The organism is Micromonospora sp. DT81.3 (assembly GCF_049847225.1).
Classification (GTDB): domain Bacteria; phylum Actinomycetota; class Actinomycetes; order Actinomycetales; family Microbacteriaceae; genus Microbacterium.
In genome coordinates, this window is the sequence record NZ_JBNCNY010000002.1 from 533,716 (window position 1) to 550,978 (window position 17,263).

Here is a 17,263-nt window from a genome sequence, read left to right on the forward strand (position 1 = left end):
GTCGGCCTCGGGAACGGGGTGTGCCGAAGACGACCGCGACGATCACGCTACGGGAGGGTCGACAACCGCCCCGCCAGCCGCGGGCGATGCGTCGACGGCGCGCCCCTTCGAAGAGACAGCCCGTCGGGTGCCGAAGACGACGAACTTGTAGAAGAGGAAGTTCCAGACCAGGCCGAGCAGCACAGCGGTCGCCTTCGCGATGTTGATCGTGACGAATTGCCTGCCGGACTCACTCGGCAGGAACAGAAGCGAACGACCGAACTCGGTGTCGAACAGCAACTCGAACCCGAGGATCACCGCGTTCTGCAGGATGAGCGAACTGAATCCGGTCACCAGGAAGAAGATCCCGAATCGCTTGACAGAGATCGGCTTCTGGTAGCGGAAGACGAAGAAGTGATTCAGCAGATAGGAGACGCAGATACCTGTCGTGACCGAGATCACGTTTGCGGCCAGCGTCGGCGTCGCGAACGCGAACACCAGCACGTTCAGTATCATGAAATCGAGCGCAGTGTTGAGACACCCCGCTATCAAGAATCGGACCTTCTCGTTCGAGAGCAGCTTCTTCACGTACTGAGGTATCCTTCACAACCATGCTCAAGCTCGCGATCGCCGTGCCCACATACAACGAGGTCACCAATGTAGAGGCGCTCATGGAGTCGATTTCCCGTGTGGGTGCCCAACATCCCGACACCGCGATCACGCTCTTCGTGCTGGATGACTCCTCCCCCGATGGCACTGCCTCCTTCGTCGAACATGCAGCCCCGCGCTTCGAACGGGATAACTTCGCGGTGCGAGTCGTCGTGAAGCCAACGAAGGAAGGGCTCGGAGCAGCCTATATCCACGGTTTCCGGCTCATCCTGAATGAGGAGTTCGACCATATTCTACAGATGGACGGGGACCTCTCCCACGACCCCAGGTACATCTCGGGGTTCATTCATCAGGCCCAGGCCGGCGCGCCGTTCGTCGTCGCCTCCCGATACATCCCCGGGGGTGGCACCCCCGACTGGTCATTTCGTCGCAAGTTCCTCAGCCGCGGAGGCAACACTTACGCCCGGCTCGTGCTGAGCCGGGAGATCTCCGATTACACCGGCGGGTTCAACATGTTCTCGAGTGACATCCTGCACCGCATCAAGCCCGAGACCATCTCGGCGACCGGCTACGGGTTCATCCTCGTGCTGAAGTACCGTGCGCTGCTCGCCGCGAAGCGTGTCGTCGAACTCCCCATCGTCTTCCTCGACCGAACCAACGGGGAATCGAAGATTCCGCGCAACACCCTCATGCGGAACTTCTTCCTCGTCCCGCGCGTTCGGGCGGCACGTGGAGATGTCTAGCGACGCCAGGCCGACCCGCTCATCCGCGCCCGCCCGCTTCCCCTGGTGGGCGCGCGCGGGTGTCGAACTCGTCGCGGTCGTCGTCGTCATAGCGGCGAGCTTGATCATCCTTGGACGATGGATGGGGACCGACTGGGAGACCAACCTCCTCTACAACGGCGACTCCCTCGTTCTTCCGTTGGTGCGAGAGTCCGTGCTCGCGGGCGAGCCTTTCGAGTGGGTGTTCTCGTCGCAGTTGTTCTTGTTTCCCGAAAGCGTGCTCTACTGGATCGCCAGCAGCTTCACCGACAACCCGCGCGCCGCCCTAGCGGGCGTGGCAGTGCTCAATCTCGTCCTGCTCTACGTGCTGCTTCGTTGGTGCTCGCGGCTTCTTTTCCGGCACTCCCGACACCGGATAATGGAGGTCTGCGTCGCTCTCGGTGCGACCGCCACGTACATCGTCTATGTGCTGCTCGAGCCGGTTTCTGACATCAATGGAACGGCGATAGCGAGCCTCTTCCTCCTCGTCTCGTACTACCCAGGTGTGGTCCTCTCCGGCTTGACGGCGATCGCCCTCACCCTCTGGGTGACTCACAGCTTCACCGATCCACCTGTCCGCGCGGCTCGAACCGCAGTGTTCGCGGTGTTGTTCGTGATGGTCGGCGCTTTGACCGGCGCATCGAACCCTCTGTTCTGGATGCAGATTCTCGCCCCTTTCGCGGTCACGTTGGTCATCGCTGCGCTGCTTCGGCGGATCAGCCGCCAGTGGCTGTGGACACTGGCCGTCGTGATGGTCGCCACCGTCCTTGCCGGGTTCCTACTCCGTCAGCTCCTGGAGCGGTACGGCTCGCGAGGCGTCGGCAGCTACTTCAACCCCTCGATGATGGGCGAATCGCTCGCGTTGCTGAACAGGGTTGCGGATGACCTGCTCGCTACCCCGCATGGATTCCTCAAGCTTCTTCTTGCCTCGGCGGTGCTCCTCGTGACCGCGGTACCCATTGCACGAGCTCTGTTCCGTCCGCGCCACACGGATCCCCGCTCGCAGGTCACATCCGCGGAATTGATCCTCGCCATCTTCTCCTGGGTCACCGTGAGCTCACTGCTCGTCGGGATGGTTCTCACGGGGACGATGACGACGCGCTACCTCGAACCGTTCTTCGTCGTTCCCCTCCTGTCCGCCTCGTACGAGACGGTGAGATTCCTGCGAGTGACTCTCGCGTCGATACCCGAGGCGCGGGTGCGGCGCAGTCTCGTCGCGTTCGGGATGATCGTCGCGTCGGGCATGGCTCTTCTGCTCGTCGTCGGAGGAGTGCTGTCCGTCCAGCGCGCCTCGGTGCTCGCGTTCTCGGAGGATCGCGGCGGGGCCGGCTGCACGGCGGAGCTCCCCGCGGACGCCGAGGCCGGCGTAGGAACATTCTGGCTGACACGCAATTGGGATCTCTACGGCACACACGATGAAGCGATTCTTCAGGTCAATTCCGACCTGACGGTGTTTCCCTGGATGATCAACCTGGCCAGTTACGACGACCAGCGCTTCACCTTCGTCGTGCAAGACCCGTGGGGTTTCGTCACTGAAGACTCGATCGCGCCGCTCGGACCGCCGAAGTCCGTCCAGGAGTGCGACGGTTTCATGATCTACGACTACGCCGGAACACAGGGTGAACAACTGCTCAACGATCGGATCGAGTCGAGCCTTCTCGCCGAGAAGCGGCTCCGCGGATTCGAGTGACCTGCGCTCGTCTCCTCGCTCCGACCCTCGAAACACTCAGCTCCGCACCGGCGATCGTGCGCCGACGGCATCAGGGGAACCGAGTGATCGCTCGAGATTGATACTCGGGGCTGCCGAGGATCCCCATTCGGACGGCGTTGTCCCCATATCGCAGGCCTTGGTCACCCCACCCCTCCATGGCGGCCTGGTCAGCCTCCCGCCCCAGGTAGGACCTGTACATCACGGCCACTCTCGCGCCAGCCGCCTCCATCGACATCCAGATGCTGTCCACGACCGCTGCGCGACCCGCAACAGCTGCTACACGGGACCATCCGTCGATCTCCTCCTGACCCGCCGTGCGATGCAGGATCTTCTCGTAGAGCGCCGCGACGAACGCGGGATCTGTTCCCCCCGTCCGGGTGTAGTACTCATCCGATCGCAGGAGGCCCCGGTACGCATCGTCGGGCGAGAGCATGCCGGCTCGCATCCCGTTCAGCCACGCCGTCATGCCGCCCTCGTCCGGTTCCCGCCCCAGGACCTCACGGTACGCCTCGGTGATCTTCAGGATGCGGAACTCGTCGCTGTTGACGAAGCCCTGAGCAACCTGCGTCGGGGGCGCACCCAGGGCGATCGCCTGGCCCCAACCCACCCGCTCCTCTGCGGCCCCATCGCGACCGAGCAGATCGACATAGACCGCCCGCACGAATGCGTCGACCGATCTCGGAACGACGACGACCAGATACTGTGATGCGACCCAGTAAACCCCTCCATTCACGCTCACCCGCCACCACGACCCGTACTCGCCGAGCTTGACCACCGTCGTTCCCTGGGCGAGGCTCACCACGCCGTCTCCACAAGCCGTGCTCGGAGCCTGCCGAGCATTCAGCGAAGCGACGTTCACGATGTACTCTCCACTTGCTGCGGTGATCTGATTCTCAGGGGGCAGCTGGCATGGGCTGCTCGACGTCTGCGTCGATCCGAACCAGTCCGTGAAGTAGTTGTAGAAGTTGCGGTTGCCGTAGCTCGAGCACGGGTCGTTGGCCTCACGGAAGCCCGCCGCGAGAGCCGCTCCGTTCGGCTGGTAGGGCGTGTAGTAGTAGAGGTTCGCCGTCGCCTGGTTCTGGATGAAGACTGGGGATGACCCGCAGCTCACGTTGGGGTGGTAGCGGACGTTCCAGGTCTTGCCGGGGGCGTACCACGTGAAGTACTGGCTGGTGCCCGGCGGGTTGGCGTACCGCTTGAACTGCGACGCGGCGCCGTAGACCTGGTTGAAGAAGCCGTAGTACTTCGTGTCGCACGCTGCGGTGTCCGGGCAGCCCTGCCCCATGGCGATCGTGTAGCGCCAGTCGCTCGGCCACGTGTGGGTGACCAGGCCCTGCTCCTTCTGCAGCGTGGTGAGCAGCACCTGGGGGTTGATGCCGCAGGCCTGCGCGACCTTCGCGACGATGCGCGACGCCGGTTCGTTCGCCTCCCCCGTGTAGGTGCCGGGGCACATGAGGCTGGCCGGCCGGGTATACGTCGACTGACGGAAGTCCTTGAGGCAGACGTAGCCGGACTGGCACGACGGGACCTTGCCGTTCAGGAACGACTGGATCTGGGACTCGTTCATCGAGCCCGAGTTGAAGAAGACGGCGTCGCTGATGATGTTGCCTGGTGTGAACCCCGCCAGGGTCGCCGGCCGGATGCCCGCGGCCGCGACCTGAGCGAGGGGGGACTGCGCGGCGAGCGGCGGTCGCGCGGCGGCGGCACCGGCCGGAAACAGCCCCACGACGAGGGTGACGATCGCGACAACCGCGCTCGCCGAACGAACGGCCCAGGCGCTCCGGCGCCGTTCCAACACACGGCGAGACATGTGAACAGTGTGGCCCAAGAGTGCTGCTGATACCAGTGTGAATTCGAATCGGCCTCAGGACACGCCGCTTCTCACCGCGGTCACAGCTCCGCGTGAAGGTGCCAGACCCGCTCCGCTGCGGCATCCCACGCGAAGGCGCGGGCCCGATCGAGCGCGAGCACGCGCGCCCGCTGGAGCGCGGCGTCGGAGGCCGTGAGCTGCGCCAGCGCCTCACCGAGGTCCGCCCCGTGGACGACGAGGCCGCCGTCCGCGATCACCTCTTGATGCACCTGTGACTCCGCTGCGACGACAGGGACCCCGAGCGCGAGCGCCTCGACGGCGCGCCACGGCCAGGAGGAACTCTCCGCAGGCGCCACGAACGCGGTGGCCGACGCCAGGACCGCCGCACGGTCGTGGTCGTCCAGGGCTGCGCGCGCGTGGATCCGCCGCTCGGGAAGACCGGCCGCCGACGCGATCTCCGCGACGGCCGGCTCCTCACCCTCCGGCACATCGAGCACCACGGCATCCAGCCCCGCCGCCGCCACCGCTCGCAGGCCGCCGGCCAGACCGTGAGAGGTTCCGACGCCGCCGGAGAGCGCCACGAAGGTGTGCGGCAGGTTCAGGTCGCGCAGGCGCGCCACCGCGTCGTTCGGTGCCCGGAACGCCGATGGCGCGGCCCCGGCGATGACACGCACGCGATCGCCGAGCCGTGCGATCTCACCGAGGCGCCCCGCGAGCGCGTGCGTCGGAACGACGACGGCATCCGCGTGCTTGACCGCCCTCTTCAGCATCGCCCGCTCGAACAGCACCCGGGCCCGCGGAAGCTCGTCGGGCGCATCCCACGACCGCAGATCCCAGAGGCTCACGACGGTCTGATCGTGGTCGTGCACCCGGTCGTGCTTGACGAGCGGCGCCATCAGCGTCGGCGAATGGATCATTCCCCCCGCCGCTCCGGTGGGCATCCCGACCTGCCAGGCGGCGGCGAGCTCTCGTCGCGGCAGCCGAAGGGCGCGAGGCTCGACTCCGGACGGCAGGGAGTCGGCCGCACCGGCCGGCATCAGACCCACGACCTCGCAGCCCGCCGGCGCCACGGCCACGAGCCCCGCGGCGAGCTGCCTCGTCGCCATGGCCAGGTCGGGTTCGGTGGGCGCCACGAGCTGGTCGAGCACCACGTTCAGGCGAACCGTCATGGATCGGCCTCCTCCTGCGTCACGGCTCCGGAGTCGGAGTGGGCGGATGCAGCGCCTGTCGAACGAGATCCTGCACGTAGGCCCAGTCCGGGTCTTCCGGGTCGACACCGCGCTCGGGCGTCAGCTCGATCGTCGTGACGGGCAGCTCTTTGGACTTCAGGGCGAGGTCGGCGAAGTACGGGAGCATCGACTGGGGCAGGTCGGTCTGCAGCAGGTCGCTTCCCGCGGCCGCCACCTCCTGGAACCGTCCCAGCACGTTGCCGGGCGTGAACTGCGCCAGGATCGCCGTCTGCAGCTCGCGCTGGCGCTTCATCCGGTCCCAGTCGCTCGTCGTGTAGCGCGAGCGGGCGTACCACTGCGCGGTGTCGCCGTCCATGCGCTGCGGGCCGACCTCGATCCAGCCGATCGCCCAGTCATCGGCCGGCTGACCGGCATAGGCGGGTCCGCCACCCTTCGGCAGGCGTTCCGTGACGGTGATGTCCACGCCACCGAGAGCGTCGATGAGGGCGGCGAACCCGTGCATGTCCAGGAAGACGTAGTACGGGATCTCGATGCCGAGAGCCCCTTCGGCAGCGTCCTTCGTTGCCTCGATGCCCGGCTCGGACCCCTGCGCCACGGCGTCGGGATAGAGCGCGTCCCCGTCGCGGCAGACCTCCACCTCGGTGCGCAGCTGATTGATCCCCGATCCCCACCCGCAGGTGTCGTCCGCCTGACCGCGGTGGCCGTCGGGATAGAGCTCCTGCATCGGTCCCGGTGCGAAGGGCACACCGACGATGTCTCGGGGGATCCCCGTCAGCGTCACGGCACCGGTCGTGGCGTTCACGGAGACGACGGAGATGCTGTCATAGCGCATCGAATCACGGCCCTCGCCGCTGTCGGCTCCGAGCAGCAGGATGTTGTAGTAGCCCTCGCTGGGCTCCACCACGGGTCCGTTGGCCTGGAAGATCGAGCCCAGGGTGTCGCGTGCCGTTCCGACCGCCGACGCCGCATACGCGGCGGTCCCGCTGGCGACCACGGTGAGGACCACGGCGGCCAGGGCGATCCCGAAGCGCGCGCCTCGGCCGGTCTTGACCAGCCGCACCAGGCGCAGGGTGTCGATCGCCAGGACGATCCACAGCACGGCGTAGCCGAGGAGCAGCCCCTGAGCGATGAAGAGGGGGACGGGCCGCAGCAGGCTCAGCCAATCGGGGAGCCAGGCGCCGGTCAGGATGCTGAGGCCCGCGGTGGGCCAGAGCAGCGCGAACAGCAGCCCCACGATCGCGAGCCCCCAGAGCAGGAGGGTCGACGCGAGGCCGATGCGGCCGAGCCGGCGATTGCCGGCGAGGATCTGCGCCGATCCGGGGATCAGGAAGCCGAGGAGGACGAGCCACCAGCCGCGACGCGTCATGACGGCCAGCGACGAGGCGTCGGGGTTCAGCAGCGGCCGCGGCTCGAACGCGGAGGGCACTCCTGGCATGGGCCGCGGGCGCGGCGGGCTGGCGACGCTCACAGCGATTCCTTCAACCGGACGTTCTTCTCTTCGACCATCGCCTCGAGTTCGCGGGCGTAGGCCTCGACGGCGTCGGCCATCTTCTCGTCGGATGTCGCCAGGATGCGGGCGGCGAGCAGCCCCGCGTTCTTCGCTCCTCCGATCGAGACGGTGGCGACGGGGATGCCGGCGGGCATCTGCACGATGGAGAGCAGGGAATCCATGCCGTCGAGCGTGGCGAGGGGCACCGGGACGCCGATGACGGGCAGCGGCGTGACCGAGGCGAGCATGCCCGGAAGGTGGGCCGCTCCGCCTGCGCCGGCGATGAGGACCTTCAGGCCGCGGGCGCGGGCTTCACGCCCATAGCGCACCAGCTTGTCGGGCGTGCGGTGCGCTGAGACGACCTCGACCTCGTGTGCGATCCCGAAGTCGGTGAGTGCCTGCGAGGCGTCGCACATCACGCGCCAGTCCGAGTCCGACCCCATGACGAGACCGACGACGGGCACGTCAGAAGAATGCAGTGGCCGAGTCACCCGTCCAGGCTAGGGGCAGTCACTGAAAGAATGCCGTTGCGGCGCGCGCCTGGTAGGCCACGTCGTCGAGGTCGTCTCCGGACGCGTTGATGTGCCCCACCTTGCGGCCGGGACGGGGCGCTTTTCCGTAGGTGTGGATCTTGACGGAGGGATGCGCCGCCATAGCCGCCGCGAAGCGATCCTCGAGGGTTCCCTCGGCGGGACCGCCGAGGATGTTGACCATGACGGACCACTCCTCCCGAGGACTCGGATCGCCGAGGGGCAGGTCGAGCACGGCGCGGAGGTGCTGCTCGAACTGGCTCGTGACGGCGCCGTCCTGCGTCCAGTGGCCGCTGTTGTGCGGGCGCATCGCGAGTTCGTTGACCAGGATGCGCTCGTCGGACGTCTCGAACAGCTCGACGGCCAGCATCCCGGTGACTCCCAGCCCTGTCGCAATATCGACGCCCAGGCGCGCGGCGACCTCGAGCAGCCGTTCGCTCGCGTGCGGCGCCGGTGCGATCACCTCCGCGCAGACCCCGTCTCGCTGGACCGTCTCGACGATCGGCCACGAGACGACCTCGCCACCGGGGCGGCGAGCCACCTGCTGCGCCAGTTCACGGGTGAACGGCACCAGCTCCTCGGCGAGGAGCGCCCCGCCGTGGCCGTCGGCACCTTCGCCGAACTCGGCGATGGTGGCGAACCAGTCGTCGGCCTCCGTCCCGGCGGAGACGACGCGCACGCCCTTCCCGTCGTAGCCGCCCCTGGCCGTCTTCACCACCGCGCGGCCGCCATGCTCGTCGATGAACGCCTGCAGTTCCGCGGCATCCCGCACGGCCGACCACTCGGGCTGCGGCATACCCAGCTCGGCGAGCTTCGCGCGCATCAGCAGCTTGTCCTGCGCGTACTGCAGGGCGTCCGGACCGGGGTGCACCGGGATGCCCTCGGCGAGCACGGCCCTCAGCACGTCGTGGGGAACGTGCTCGTGGTCGAAGGTGACCACATCCACCCCGCGTGCGAAGGCGAGCACCGTCTCGGCGTCGCGGTAGTCGCCGACATCCGATGCCGCGAGCGCGGCCGCCATTCCAGGCTCCTCCGCCAGCACGCGCAGCCCGACCCCGAGCTCCACGGCCGGTGCGATCATCATCCGGGCCAGCTGCCCCCCGCCGACGACTCCAACGACACGTCCCATGGCTCCATCTTGACGCACGGGGCCGGGTGGGTCATCCGGGAGATTCGCCGATCGGGTTCGTGTGGGACTGGGCGTCGCGGTGGGCGAGGATCTGACTGACCTCGACCTGGTCGACCAGCGCCTCATGCACGAGGTTGACGCTCGGCACGTTGACGAGGCGGAGCGGATCTTCGACGCCGTTGGAGAGCGTGAGGTTGCCGGCTCCCCATATCCGCTGCAGGATGCCGCTGCGCAGGTCGATCGAGTACCCGCGGGCGTGCGCGAGCTCGCGCCTGCGGCGGGCGAAGACGCCGCTGCGCGCGATCACACGCCGCGTGGTGATCGTGTACGTGCGGGACCACCAGGCGAGATACGGAAGCAGGACGGCGAACAGGACGACTCCGGCGGCCGCGGTCAGCAGCATCCAGTTCTCGAGGGGAGCCGGAAGGTTGCCGTAGAAGTACCCGCAGGCACCCGCCACGGCGACGAGCACCAGCGCCGACCAGGAGAGGCGCCGCGCATGCCCGCGGAATCTGGCGACGAGCAGCTCGGGAACCGGCGCGCCGGGTGGCGGCATCTGCGGGCGGCCACCCACTGTCGTCGGCTGAGTCACGCCACCATTCTCGCGCGGGGCGCCGACGTCGCGCGCCTCCCACGCGGACCCGGTTCAGCGCACGTGCACCACGTCGCCGGCCGAGACCGCGCGGCCGGCCACCACGAGGCGGCCGTCCTTGTCGATCATCTCTGCCACGCCGGCGAGCTCCGAGCCGTCGGGGAGGGCGACGATCACCTCGCGTCCGACGGTCGAACACAGCGCCTCGACCTCCCCGTGCACACCCGCCGCCGCGGCATCCCCGTGCGCGGCGGCCAGTGCCGCCAGCTGTTCGTCGAGCGCGCGGAGGTAGTCCGCCAGCATCGCGTCGTCGTCGGGCTCGACGCCGAGCGTGGTGAAGGAGGTCGCCGTGGTGACCGGGAGATCGGAGCGGGTCATCGTCGTGTTGACGCCGGCGCCGACGACGATCGCATCCGGATCCGTCGTGACCTCCGCGAGGATGCCGCAGATCTTGAGTCCATCGACCAGGACGTCGTTCGGCCACTTCAGCCGGGCGGTGTGACCCGTGCCGCGCATGCGCGCGTCGATCGCCCTCGTCATGGCGGCGCCGGCGAGGAGGGGAATCCAGCCGCGGGCGGCGAGCGGGATGCCGGGCACGCGGACGAGCACCGACACCGCCAGCGCCGTCCCCGGCGGGGTCGTCCAGGAGCGATCGAGGCGCCCTCTGCCGGCCGTCTGGTCGGTCGTGAGCAGCACCGAGAGGTGCGGCCACTCTTGGGCCGCACCTTCGGACACGGCGGAGACCAGGTCGGCGTTCGTCGACGCTGTGCGGGATGCGACCTGGAGGCGCGGGCTCACTGCCGCGGCGCGCGGGTAGCCGTCGTCGGGGATGGGCATGGCCACAATCTACGCGAGGCCTCATGGCCGCGGCATGCATCGCGGCCGGTGCGGTCGGCGAGGGCGCCGGCCACTGCACCGAGCGCACAGCGGATGCCTGATCGACTTGTGCCGACCCTCCAACGTCCTCGCGAGGCCCGCCGATAGGGTGGAAAGCGTGACTGATGAGCCCGACCTCCGCACCACCGCCGGCAAGATCGCCGACCTGCGCACCCGCTACTCGGAGGCTGTGGTCGAAGCCGAGAAGACGGCGCAGCAGAAGCAGCACGCCAAGGGCAAGCTCACCGCCCGCCAGCGCATCGAGCTGCTCGTCGACAAAGGCAGCTTCGTCGAGTTCGACGAATACGTGCGGCACCGCACGACCGCCTTCGGGATGGACAAGTCCCGCCCCTACGGCGACTCGGTCGTCACGGGGGTCGGCACGATTCACGGTCGCACGGTGGCTGTGTATGCGCAGGACTTCTCCACCTTCGGCGGCTCTCTCGGCGAGGTCGCGGGCGAGAAGATCATCAAGGTCATGGAATTCGCGCTCCGCGGCGGCATGCCCTGCGTCGGTATCCTCGACTCGGGCGGCGCCAGGATCCAGGAGGGCGTCGTCGCCCTCGGCAAATACGGCGAGATCTTCCGGCTGAACACGCAGGCGTCCGGGGTCATCCCGCAGATCTCGCTCGTCATGGGCCCCGCTGCCGGCGGTGCGGTCTACTCCCCCGCCCTCACCGACTTCGTGATCATGGTGGACAAGACCAGCCAGATGTTCGTCACCGGGCCCGACGTGATCAAGACGGTGACCGGCGAAGACGTCGGCATGGAGGAGCTCGGCGGCGCATACACCCACAACACGCGCTCCGGCGTCGCGCACTACCTGGCGGAGGACGAGGACGACGCGATCGACTACGCGCGCACCCTGCTCAGCTACCTGCCCGACAACAACATGGCCGACATCCCGGTGTACGAGTCCGACTTCGAGTTCGAGACCACGGATGCCGACCGCACGCTCAACACGCTGATCCCCGACTCCCCGAACCAGCCTTACGACATCCACCAGGTGATCGCGCGGATCGTCGACCACGAGGACTTCCTCGAGGTGCAGCCGCTGATGGCACCGAACATCGTCATCGGGTTCGGTCGCGTCGAGGGGCGCACGATCGGCATCATCGCAAATCAGCCATCGCAGATGGCCGGCACGCTCAACATCGAGGCCGGCGAGAAGGCCAGCCGGTTCGTGCGGTTCTGCGACGCGTTCAGCATCCCGATCGTCACGCTCGTCGACGTGCCCGGCTACCTGCCCGGCACGGATCAGGAGTGGACGGGCGTCATCCGCCGCGGGGCGAAGCTGCTCTACGCGTACGCCGAGGCGACGGTGCCCCTCGTGACGGTGATCCTTCGGAAGGCCTACGGCGGCGCCTACATCGTGATGGGCTCCAAGCAGCTCGGCGCCGACGTGAACCTGGCGTGGCCGACGGCCGAGATCGCCGTGATGGGCGGCCAGGGCGCCGTCAACATCCTCTACCGGCCCGAGATCAAGCGCGCCGAGGAAGCGGGCGAGGACGTCGCCGCGGTGCGCACCCGCCTCGCCAACGAGTACACGTACAACGTCGCATCCCCGTTCCTCGCGGCGGAACGCGGAGAGCTCGACGGGATCATCGAACCGGCGGCCACCCGGGTCGCCGTCGCGAAGGCCTTGCGCTCCCTGCGCGGCAAGCGTGCGGAGCTGCCGCCGAAGAAGCACGGGAACATCCCGCTGTGAGCGATCCCGGACTCCCCGCCGACGGTGCCGAGCCGCTGCGGATCGACGTGCGCCGAGGCTTTCCCACCGACGAGGAGCTCGCCGCCCTCATGGCCGTGGTCAGCGAGGCGTACGAGCGCGAGGCGGCCGCCGCGGTGGTGGATGAGACGCCCACCGTTTCCACGTGGACCCGCACGCAGCGCCGTCTGCGAGGGCCGTTTCCCCGTGGTGTCACCTGGGGACGCTTCGTCGGATGACGCGCTGAGCCGCCTCGGGATCCTGTCCCCCAAAATACCTACAGACACGATCTGGCGGCCCCGCACATACTGAAGGAGCTGAAACGCTTTTGCGTTCGGCCGACCCATCGTCATCACGATCGGAATCGGCCGTTTGCGGACGGTTTTCGGGTAACCGTCCGCCATAGGCGAGGGGCGGGCGGCTTCGCCGCCCCTCGCCTTCTCCCGCTCGCCGAACCGGACTCCTCCCCCAACCGGCTCGGTGAACGGGGGTCTGCGCTCCCAGCGCGTCGGGTCGATCCGCTCCGCGATGATCCGAATCCGGGCCGTCCGCCTCTCGTCGTCCGCCTCTCGTCGTCCGCCTCGGGTCGCTCGCGGTCGATGACCGCGGTTCAGGCGGCGGGGCGCCGGATCTCGCGCCAGAGGTCCACGGCATCCTCATCCGTGAGGCCCTGCCCGCCGACGGACCGGCCGACGACCGTCACCGCGACATCCGTGTGCGAAGAGGTGCGGATGATCAGGCGCTCCGATTTCGCCTGCCGCAGCGCGTCGGCGAGTTCGGCCCTGATGACTGCGAGAGACTCATCCTCGACGTCGTCCAGACCGCCTTCGTCGAACACCGTGACGGTTGCGCCTCGCCGACGTGCGGCGTCGATCTCGGTCCGCACATCGTCATCGAGCAGCCGCGCCCCCCGCAGCTCGTCCCTGAGGCGCCCCTCGGCAATGCGTGCCTCCCGCCGCTCGTCCTCGTCGAGGGCTCCGCCCTCCGCGACGACCTGGGTGAGCACCGGACCGGCGACCGCGAGGGCGAGCTGCACCCGCACACGGCGCTCGCGCTGGCGACCCGCCTGGGACGCCTGCCATCCGGATGCCGCCTGCTGGAGTTCCGCGAGCTTCGCGGTGTCGCGGGCCGCCCTGTCCATCGACATCACCAGCAGCTGGGCCACGGCGACCCACACGACGGATCCGACGAGCCCCAGAGTGAGCGCGTCCCCTGGGCCGAGCCATAGGGCGCTCCCGATGCCGAGGAGCACCGTGCCACCCCAGGCGACCCACGGGCGCCGGCGTACCATCACGATCGTCATGAGTGCACCGATGCCCCCGATGTACCACGTGGCGTACGACTTGGCGATGGCTTCCTGACCGACGGCCACCGCGACGCTGCTGGGCACGAGGGCCGCGTTCGCCAGCGCGAGCCCCGCGGCCCACGCGGGCAGCAGGGCAGGCCCCCGCACGTGCGGGGCGTCGAACTTCTCGCTCTGCTCTGCACGAGGAGGGTCCACCAACAGGCAGAGCCACGTCGTGACGAGGTAGAGGCCCAGGGTGATGATCATCACGATCGGGTAGAGCGGGTTGGGTGACCACAGCAGTCCGCGCACCGCCAGGTACGCGGTGAAAGCGAGGGCGAGACCTACGAGCACGCTGCGGACGCTCACCATCACGCCTCTCCCACCCAGGAGATGGTCACGATCGTTCCTTCTCCGGTTGACTTGACATCGGCCACTCCGCCGACGGCCGCCACCCGGGCGAAGATCGACGCCCGGATGCCGAGGCGGTCCTCCGGGATGGTGTCCATGTCGACGCCGGGGCCGTGGTCCCGCACCTCCACGCGCACACCCGTCTCGCCGACGCCGACGACCGATGCCGCGAGCCCGACCCCGCCCGCGTGCTGCACGGCGTTCGCGACGGCCTGGGTCGCCGCCAGCACCACGGCGCGGGCCACCCGGCCCGGCACGACCGGCCGGGTATCGAGGTCGGTCCGAACGACCGCCAGGTCGACGCCGAGGTCGTGCGCAGCCCGACGGATCCCGTCGGCGATGCTCTCGCGCGACACGGGCTCGTCGCTGCCCTCCTCGCCGCCGCCCTCGGCGTTGGCGAGCCGGGTGAGGGCCTCGCGTGCCATGCCGACGGCGAGGTCGCGTTCCCTCGGCGTCGAAGCGCGCTCGGCCGCGATGAGCGCCGCAAGCACGCTGTCGTGCATGAGCCCCGCGACGGCGATGCGCTCCTCCTCCGACGCATCGGCCGCCGCCGCCCGTGCATACGAGGCGACGGCACGAGCGCGCGTCTCGTCGACGTTCGCGGCCACGGAGCGGAATACCCAGCCGAGCGTGAGCAGCACGCCGCCGAGGATCAGAGCGAACGACACATCGAGGCCGACGGGCGCCCAGAAATCGGCGGCGAAGCCGCCCTGCATGAGCCGCACGACGCCGAAGAGGAGGGGCGTCACGAGAGCCCAGAGCAGCTGGAGGGGAACTCGGAAGGCGACGACGGCCGCGAGGGTGGCGATGTTGACGAGGTACCAGATCCACGGCTGCGGGAGCGGCTCCGGGTCGGACCCCTGGGTCGCGATCGGCCAGAGAGCGAGCGCGAGCAGATAGACCACGGCGAAAAGTCTCGACATGATCTTGGCGCCGCGCCCGATGAGGCATGCCGCGATCATTCCGGCGAGGGGGACGAACGTGATGATCATGAGGGCCACGTGCCACTCGGCAGATCCCTCGCCGTCCCCGAGCGCGATAAGCAGCGACTGCACGAACACTATGGTCGAGCCCACCCCGGTCGCCAGCGCAATGATCCGCTCGATGCGCGTCCGCGTGAAGCTTCCGAGGTCGGGGGCGCTCTCGTGGGACTGCGGGATCAGCCCCCACGCGGCGTCGAGGACTTCCCGATCGGTGTCAGTCGACACCGGCCGCGTTCCCCTCTGATCGCTCGAGGATGCCGTCCTCCATGGCACGACGCAGCAGGTCCACCTTGGTCGGTGCGGGGCGCCCCACCTCAACGTACTTCACCCGCACGCGCGTGATGTTCTCCTTCGCCGTCGAGTAGGCGACGCCGAGCCTGTCCGCGACGATCTTGAGCGGCAGACCGGCCGCGTACAGGCGCAGCACCTCCCGCTCGCGGGTGGATAGCTGCGCGTCGGCGAAGGCCCGGTCGCCCTCCACGGCGCTGGCCCACTCGATGTTGTTGAGGGGCTCGCCGCGCGCGACCGTGCGGATGGCACCGATCACGTCGCCGATCGGCGACGCCTTGCTCACCACGCCGGCCGCCCCGGCGGCGAGCGCCTCGCGTACGGCGGCCGGCCGATCGGCGACGCTGTGGATGATGACGCTCGAGCCGTCGGCCACAAGGCGCCGCACGTTCTCGGTCACGGTGGTGCCGTCGCCCAGCGTGAGATCGAGCACGACCACGTCGGCCGGGGCCCCGTGGCTGTAGGCGCGCCAGTCCAGATAGGCGAGGACGCCGGCCCCCGAGAACACCACTTCGGCGCCCGCTCGTGCGCACGCCGCCTCGAGCCCGAGTCGAACGGACTCGTGGTCATCGATCAAGGCCACCCGCGTCATGGGGTCAGCCTAGCGACGAGGCCGCCCGTTCACCGGGTGAGCGTGGCGATCGCCTCGACGTGGTGCGAATTCGGGAACAGGTCGTAGGCCAGCAGGGAGCGCAGCTCGTAGCCTCCCTCGCGGAAGGTCGCGACGTCCCGGGCCAGCGCGACCGGGTCGCACGCGACGTATACGACCGCTGCGGGAGCGAGACCGACGAGGCCGCGGACGACGTCGCCGCCCGCACCGGAGCGTGGCGGGTCGAGCACCACGACGCCCCTGCTCAGGCGCTCCCGTTCGAGAGCGGATGCGTCGGCGGCCAATGCCGAGATGAACCGGTCCACCCGAGCCGTCAGCGTGCGGGCCGCGAGCCATTCCGCGAGGTTCTCTCCCGCGTGCTCCGTCGCACGCCCGTCGGATTCCACAGAGGTCACCCTGGAGCCTCCCAAATCGGCGAGGGCGGCGGCGAAGAGCCCGACTCCGCCGTACAGGTCGAGGTGCCACGCGTCGGGATCGGGGCCCTCGGGCGCGATCGAGCGCACGGCCGTCCGCACCGCCGCGTCGAGCGTCTCCGCGGCCAGGCGATGCACCTGCCAGAAGCCGCCGGCATCCACCCGGAATTCCCGCTCCCCCACGCGCTCGATGACGACCTCGCGGCTCTCGGGCGGCGACGACTTGGCGGAATCGGGGCGGTGCAGAACCCGCACGCGGCCGTCGGCCGGCTGCACGAGGTCGATGCGGCCCGGCCTTCCGCCGGCGCGGCGCAAGGCGCTGCGCTGCACGGCGGCCGTCGCCAGGGGATAGTCCTCGACGGGCACGACCGTGTGGCTGCGGGCGGCGAAGGGACCGACCCGCCCGGAGTCGTCCACGTGCAGGCTGACACGGGTGCGCCAGCCGGTTCCGTCATCGGTGTCCGGTTCTCGCACCCCCGCCGGCTCCATCGCGACGGGCATCTCGACGCCACCGAACCGCCGGAGGGAATCGGTCAGCACCTCGAGCTTCAGGGCACGCTGGTGCGACAGTTCGATATGGCCGAAGTCGGCGCCGCCCGGCCGGGACTCCGGCGGGACGTCGACATCGGCCTGGCGCCAGATGTGCGGCCGCCGGTGCGCGGATGCGTTCAGGACCTCGAGCGTGTCCCCTCGCCAGAACGATTTCCTGCCGACATCCGTCAGCCGTGCCCGCACCCGCTCACCCGGGATCGCGTCCGGAACGAAGACGACGCGGCCCTCGTGCCGCGCGACGAAGACGCCTCCATGGGCGACGTTCGTCACGTCGAGTTCGAGGATGTCGCCGGGGTTCGGGCCAGTGGTTTCGGTCACGCTCCGAGCATTCCACAGCGGC

General features: G+C 68.9%; 16 protein-coding genes. 4 read left to right on the plus strand and 12 right to left on the minus strand.

Features of this window, described 5'->3' with window-relative positions; genetic code table 11:
- Positions 1-42: 42 nt before the first annotated feature.
- Positions 43-567, minus strand: coding sequence for a GtrA family protein (locus ACPW96_RS06740; protein WP_425817096.1), 525 nt, complete (start codon positions 565-567; stop codon positions 43-45).
- A 23-nt stretch (positions 568-590) separates the two neighbouring features.
- On the opposite strand from ACPW96_RS06740, the gene ACPW96_RS06745 reads away from it, so the two are divergent.
- Positions 591-1,331 carry a polyprenol monophosphomannose synthase gene (locus ACPW96_RS06745; protein WP_425882432.1) on the plus strand — a complete coding sequence of 247 codons (741 nt, stop codon included), beginning with the start codon at positions 591-593 and terminating at the stop codon, positions 1,329-1,331.
- On the plus strand, positions 1,324-3,039 hold the full coding sequence (locus ACPW96_RS06750; protein WP_425817092.1) for a hypothetical protein: 1,716 nt from the start codon (positions 1,324-1,326) through the stop codon (positions 3,037-3,039). The genes ACPW96_RS06745 and ACPW96_RS06750 overlap by 8 nt, the downstream gene beginning before the upstream one ends.
- A 70-nt stretch (positions 3,040-3,109) precedes the next feature.
- Here the strand turns inward: ACPW96_RS06750 and ACPW96_RS06755 are convergent, their stop codons facing one another.
- From ACPW96_RS06755 to ACPW96_RS06785, 7 genes are all read right to left on the minus strand, one after another.
- Positions 3,110-4,870: a DUF4214 domain-containing protein gene (locus tag ACPW96_RS06755; RefSeq protein ID WP_425882433.1), complete on the minus strand. Its 1,761-nt coding sequence runs from the start codon at positions 4,868-4,870 to the stop codon at positions 3,110-3,112.
- Positions 4,871-4,950: 80 nt separating this feature from the next.
- Entirely contained in the window at positions 4,951-6,039 is a 1,089-nt protein-coding gene (locus ACPW96_RS06760; protein ID WP_425882434.1) for a glycosyltransferase, read from the minus strand.
- Between the two features lie 19 nt (positions 6,040-6,058).
- Positions 6,059-7,528 (minus strand): LCP family protein, encoded by a 1,470-nt coding sequence (locus ACPW96_RS06765; RefSeq protein ID WP_425882435.1) that lies wholly within the window; start codon positions 7,526-7,528, stop codon positions 6,059-6,061.
- The gene (purE, locus tag ACPW96_RS06770) at positions 7,525-8,013 is read right to left on the minus strand and encodes a 5-(carboxyamino)imidazole ribonucleotide mutase (protein WP_425882598.1); all 489 of its coding nucleotides are present in this window, start codon (positions 8,011-8,013) and stop codon (positions 7,525-7,527) included. Before purE ends, ACPW96_RS06765 begins: the two co-directional genes overlap by 4 nt.
- A gap of 46 nt (positions 8,014-8,059) precedes the next feature.
- Positions 8,060-9,208: a 5-(carboxyamino)imidazole ribonucleotide synthase gene (locus ACPW96_RS06775; protein ID WP_425882436.1), complete on the minus strand. Its 1,149-nt coding sequence runs from the start codon at positions 9,206-9,208 to the stop codon at positions 8,060-8,062.
- 31 nt (positions 9,209-9,239) lie between these two features.
- Positions 9,240-9,800 carry a PH domain-containing protein gene (locus ACPW96_RS06780; protein WP_425817082.1) on the minus strand — a complete coding sequence of 187 codons (561 nt, stop codon included), beginning with the start codon at positions 9,798-9,800 and terminating at the stop codon, positions 9,240-9,242.
- 54 nt (positions 9,801-9,854) lie between these two features.
- Entirely contained in the window at positions 9,855-10,637 is a 783-nt protein-coding gene (locus tag ACPW96_RS06785) for a biotin--[acetyl-CoA-carboxylase] ligase (protein WP_425882437.1), read from the minus strand.
- A gap of 157 nt (positions 10,638-10,794) precedes the next feature.
- On the opposite strand from ACPW96_RS06785, the gene ACPW96_RS06790 reads away from it, so the two are divergent.
- Entirely contained in the window at positions 10,795-12,384 is a 1,590-nt protein-coding gene (locus tag ACPW96_RS06790) for an acyl-CoA carboxylase subunit beta (protein WP_425817079.1), read from the plus strand.
- A complete protein-coding gene (locus tag ACPW96_RS06795; RefSeq protein ID WP_425882438.1) occupies positions 12,381-12,620 on the plus strand; it encodes an acyl-CoA carboxylase subunit epsilon in 240 nt (79 codons plus the stop codon). Before ACPW96_RS06790 ends, ACPW96_RS06795 begins: the two co-directional genes overlap by 4 nt.
- A gap of 371 nt (positions 12,621-12,991) precedes the next feature.
- Here the strand turns inward: ACPW96_RS06795 and ACPW96_RS06800 are convergent, their stop codons facing one another.
- Genes ACPW96_RS06800 through ACPW96_RS06815 form a run of 4 tightly spaced genes read right to left on the minus strand, consistent with a single transcriptional unit; the run spans position 12,992 to position 17,241 of the window.
- Positions 12,992-14,038 (minus strand): hypothetical protein, encoded by a 1,047-nt coding sequence (locus tag ACPW96_RS06800; protein ID WP_425817075.1) that lies wholly within the window; start codon positions 14,036-14,038, stop codon positions 12,992-12,994.
- Entirely contained in the window at positions 14,038-15,285 is a 1,248-nt protein-coding gene (locus ACPW96_RS06805) for a hypothetical protein (RefSeq protein WP_425882439.1), read from the minus strand. The genes ACPW96_RS06800 and ACPW96_RS06805 overlap by 1 nt, the downstream gene beginning before the upstream one ends.
- Positions 15,275-15,940 (minus strand): response regulator, encoded by a 666-nt coding sequence (locus ACPW96_RS06810; protein WP_425882440.1) that lies wholly within the window; start codon positions 15,938-15,940, stop codon positions 15,275-15,277. Before ACPW96_RS06810 ends, ACPW96_RS06805 begins: the two co-directional genes overlap by 11 nt.
- A gap of 29 nt (positions 15,941-15,969) precedes the next feature.
- A complete protein-coding gene (locus tag ACPW96_RS06815) occupies positions 15,970-17,241 on the minus strand; it encodes a class I SAM-dependent RNA methyltransferase (protein ID WP_425882441.1) in 1,272 nt (423 codons plus the stop codon).
- Positions 17,242-17,263 lie beyond the last annotated feature (22 nt).

What these genes read in the sequence shown, in the direction of transcription:
- ACPW96_RS06800 (WP_425817075.1), bottom strand. Translation starts at nt 14,038, where the DNA reads ATGGTGAGCGTCCGCAGCGTGCTCGTAGGTCTCGCCCTCGCTTTCACC.
- ACPW96_RS06810 (WP_425882440.1), bottom strand. Translation starts at nt 15,940, where the DNA reads ATGACGCGGGTGGCCTTGATCGATGACCACGAGTCCGTTCGACTCGGG.
- ACPW96_RS06775 (WP_425882436.1), bottom strand. Translation starts at nt 9,208, where the DNA reads ATGGGACGTGTCGTTGGAGTCGTCGGCGGGGGGCAGCTGGCCCGGATG.
- ACPW96_RS06755 (WP_425882433.1), bottom strand. Translation starts at nt 4,870, where the DNA reads ATGTCTCGCCGTGTGTTGGAACGGCGCCGGAGCGCCTGGGCCGTTCGT.
- ACPW96_RS06745 (WP_425882432.1), top strand. Translation starts at nt 591, where the DNA reads ATGCTCAAGCTCGCGATCGCCGTGCCCACATACAACGAGGTCACCAAT.
- ACPW96_RS06760 (WP_425882434.1), bottom strand. Translation starts at nt 6,039, where the DNA reads ATGACGGTTCGCCTGAACGTGGTGCTCGACCAGCTCGTGGCGCCCACC.
- ACPW96_RS06750 (WP_425817092.1), top strand. Translation starts at nt 1,324, where the DNA reads ATGTCTAGCGACGCCAGGCCGACCCGCTCATCCGCGCCCGCCCGCTTC.
- ACPW96_RS06785 (WP_425882437.1), bottom strand. Translation starts at nt 10,637, where the DNA reads ATGCCCATCCCCGACGACGGCTACCCGCGCGCCGCGGCAGTGAGCCCG.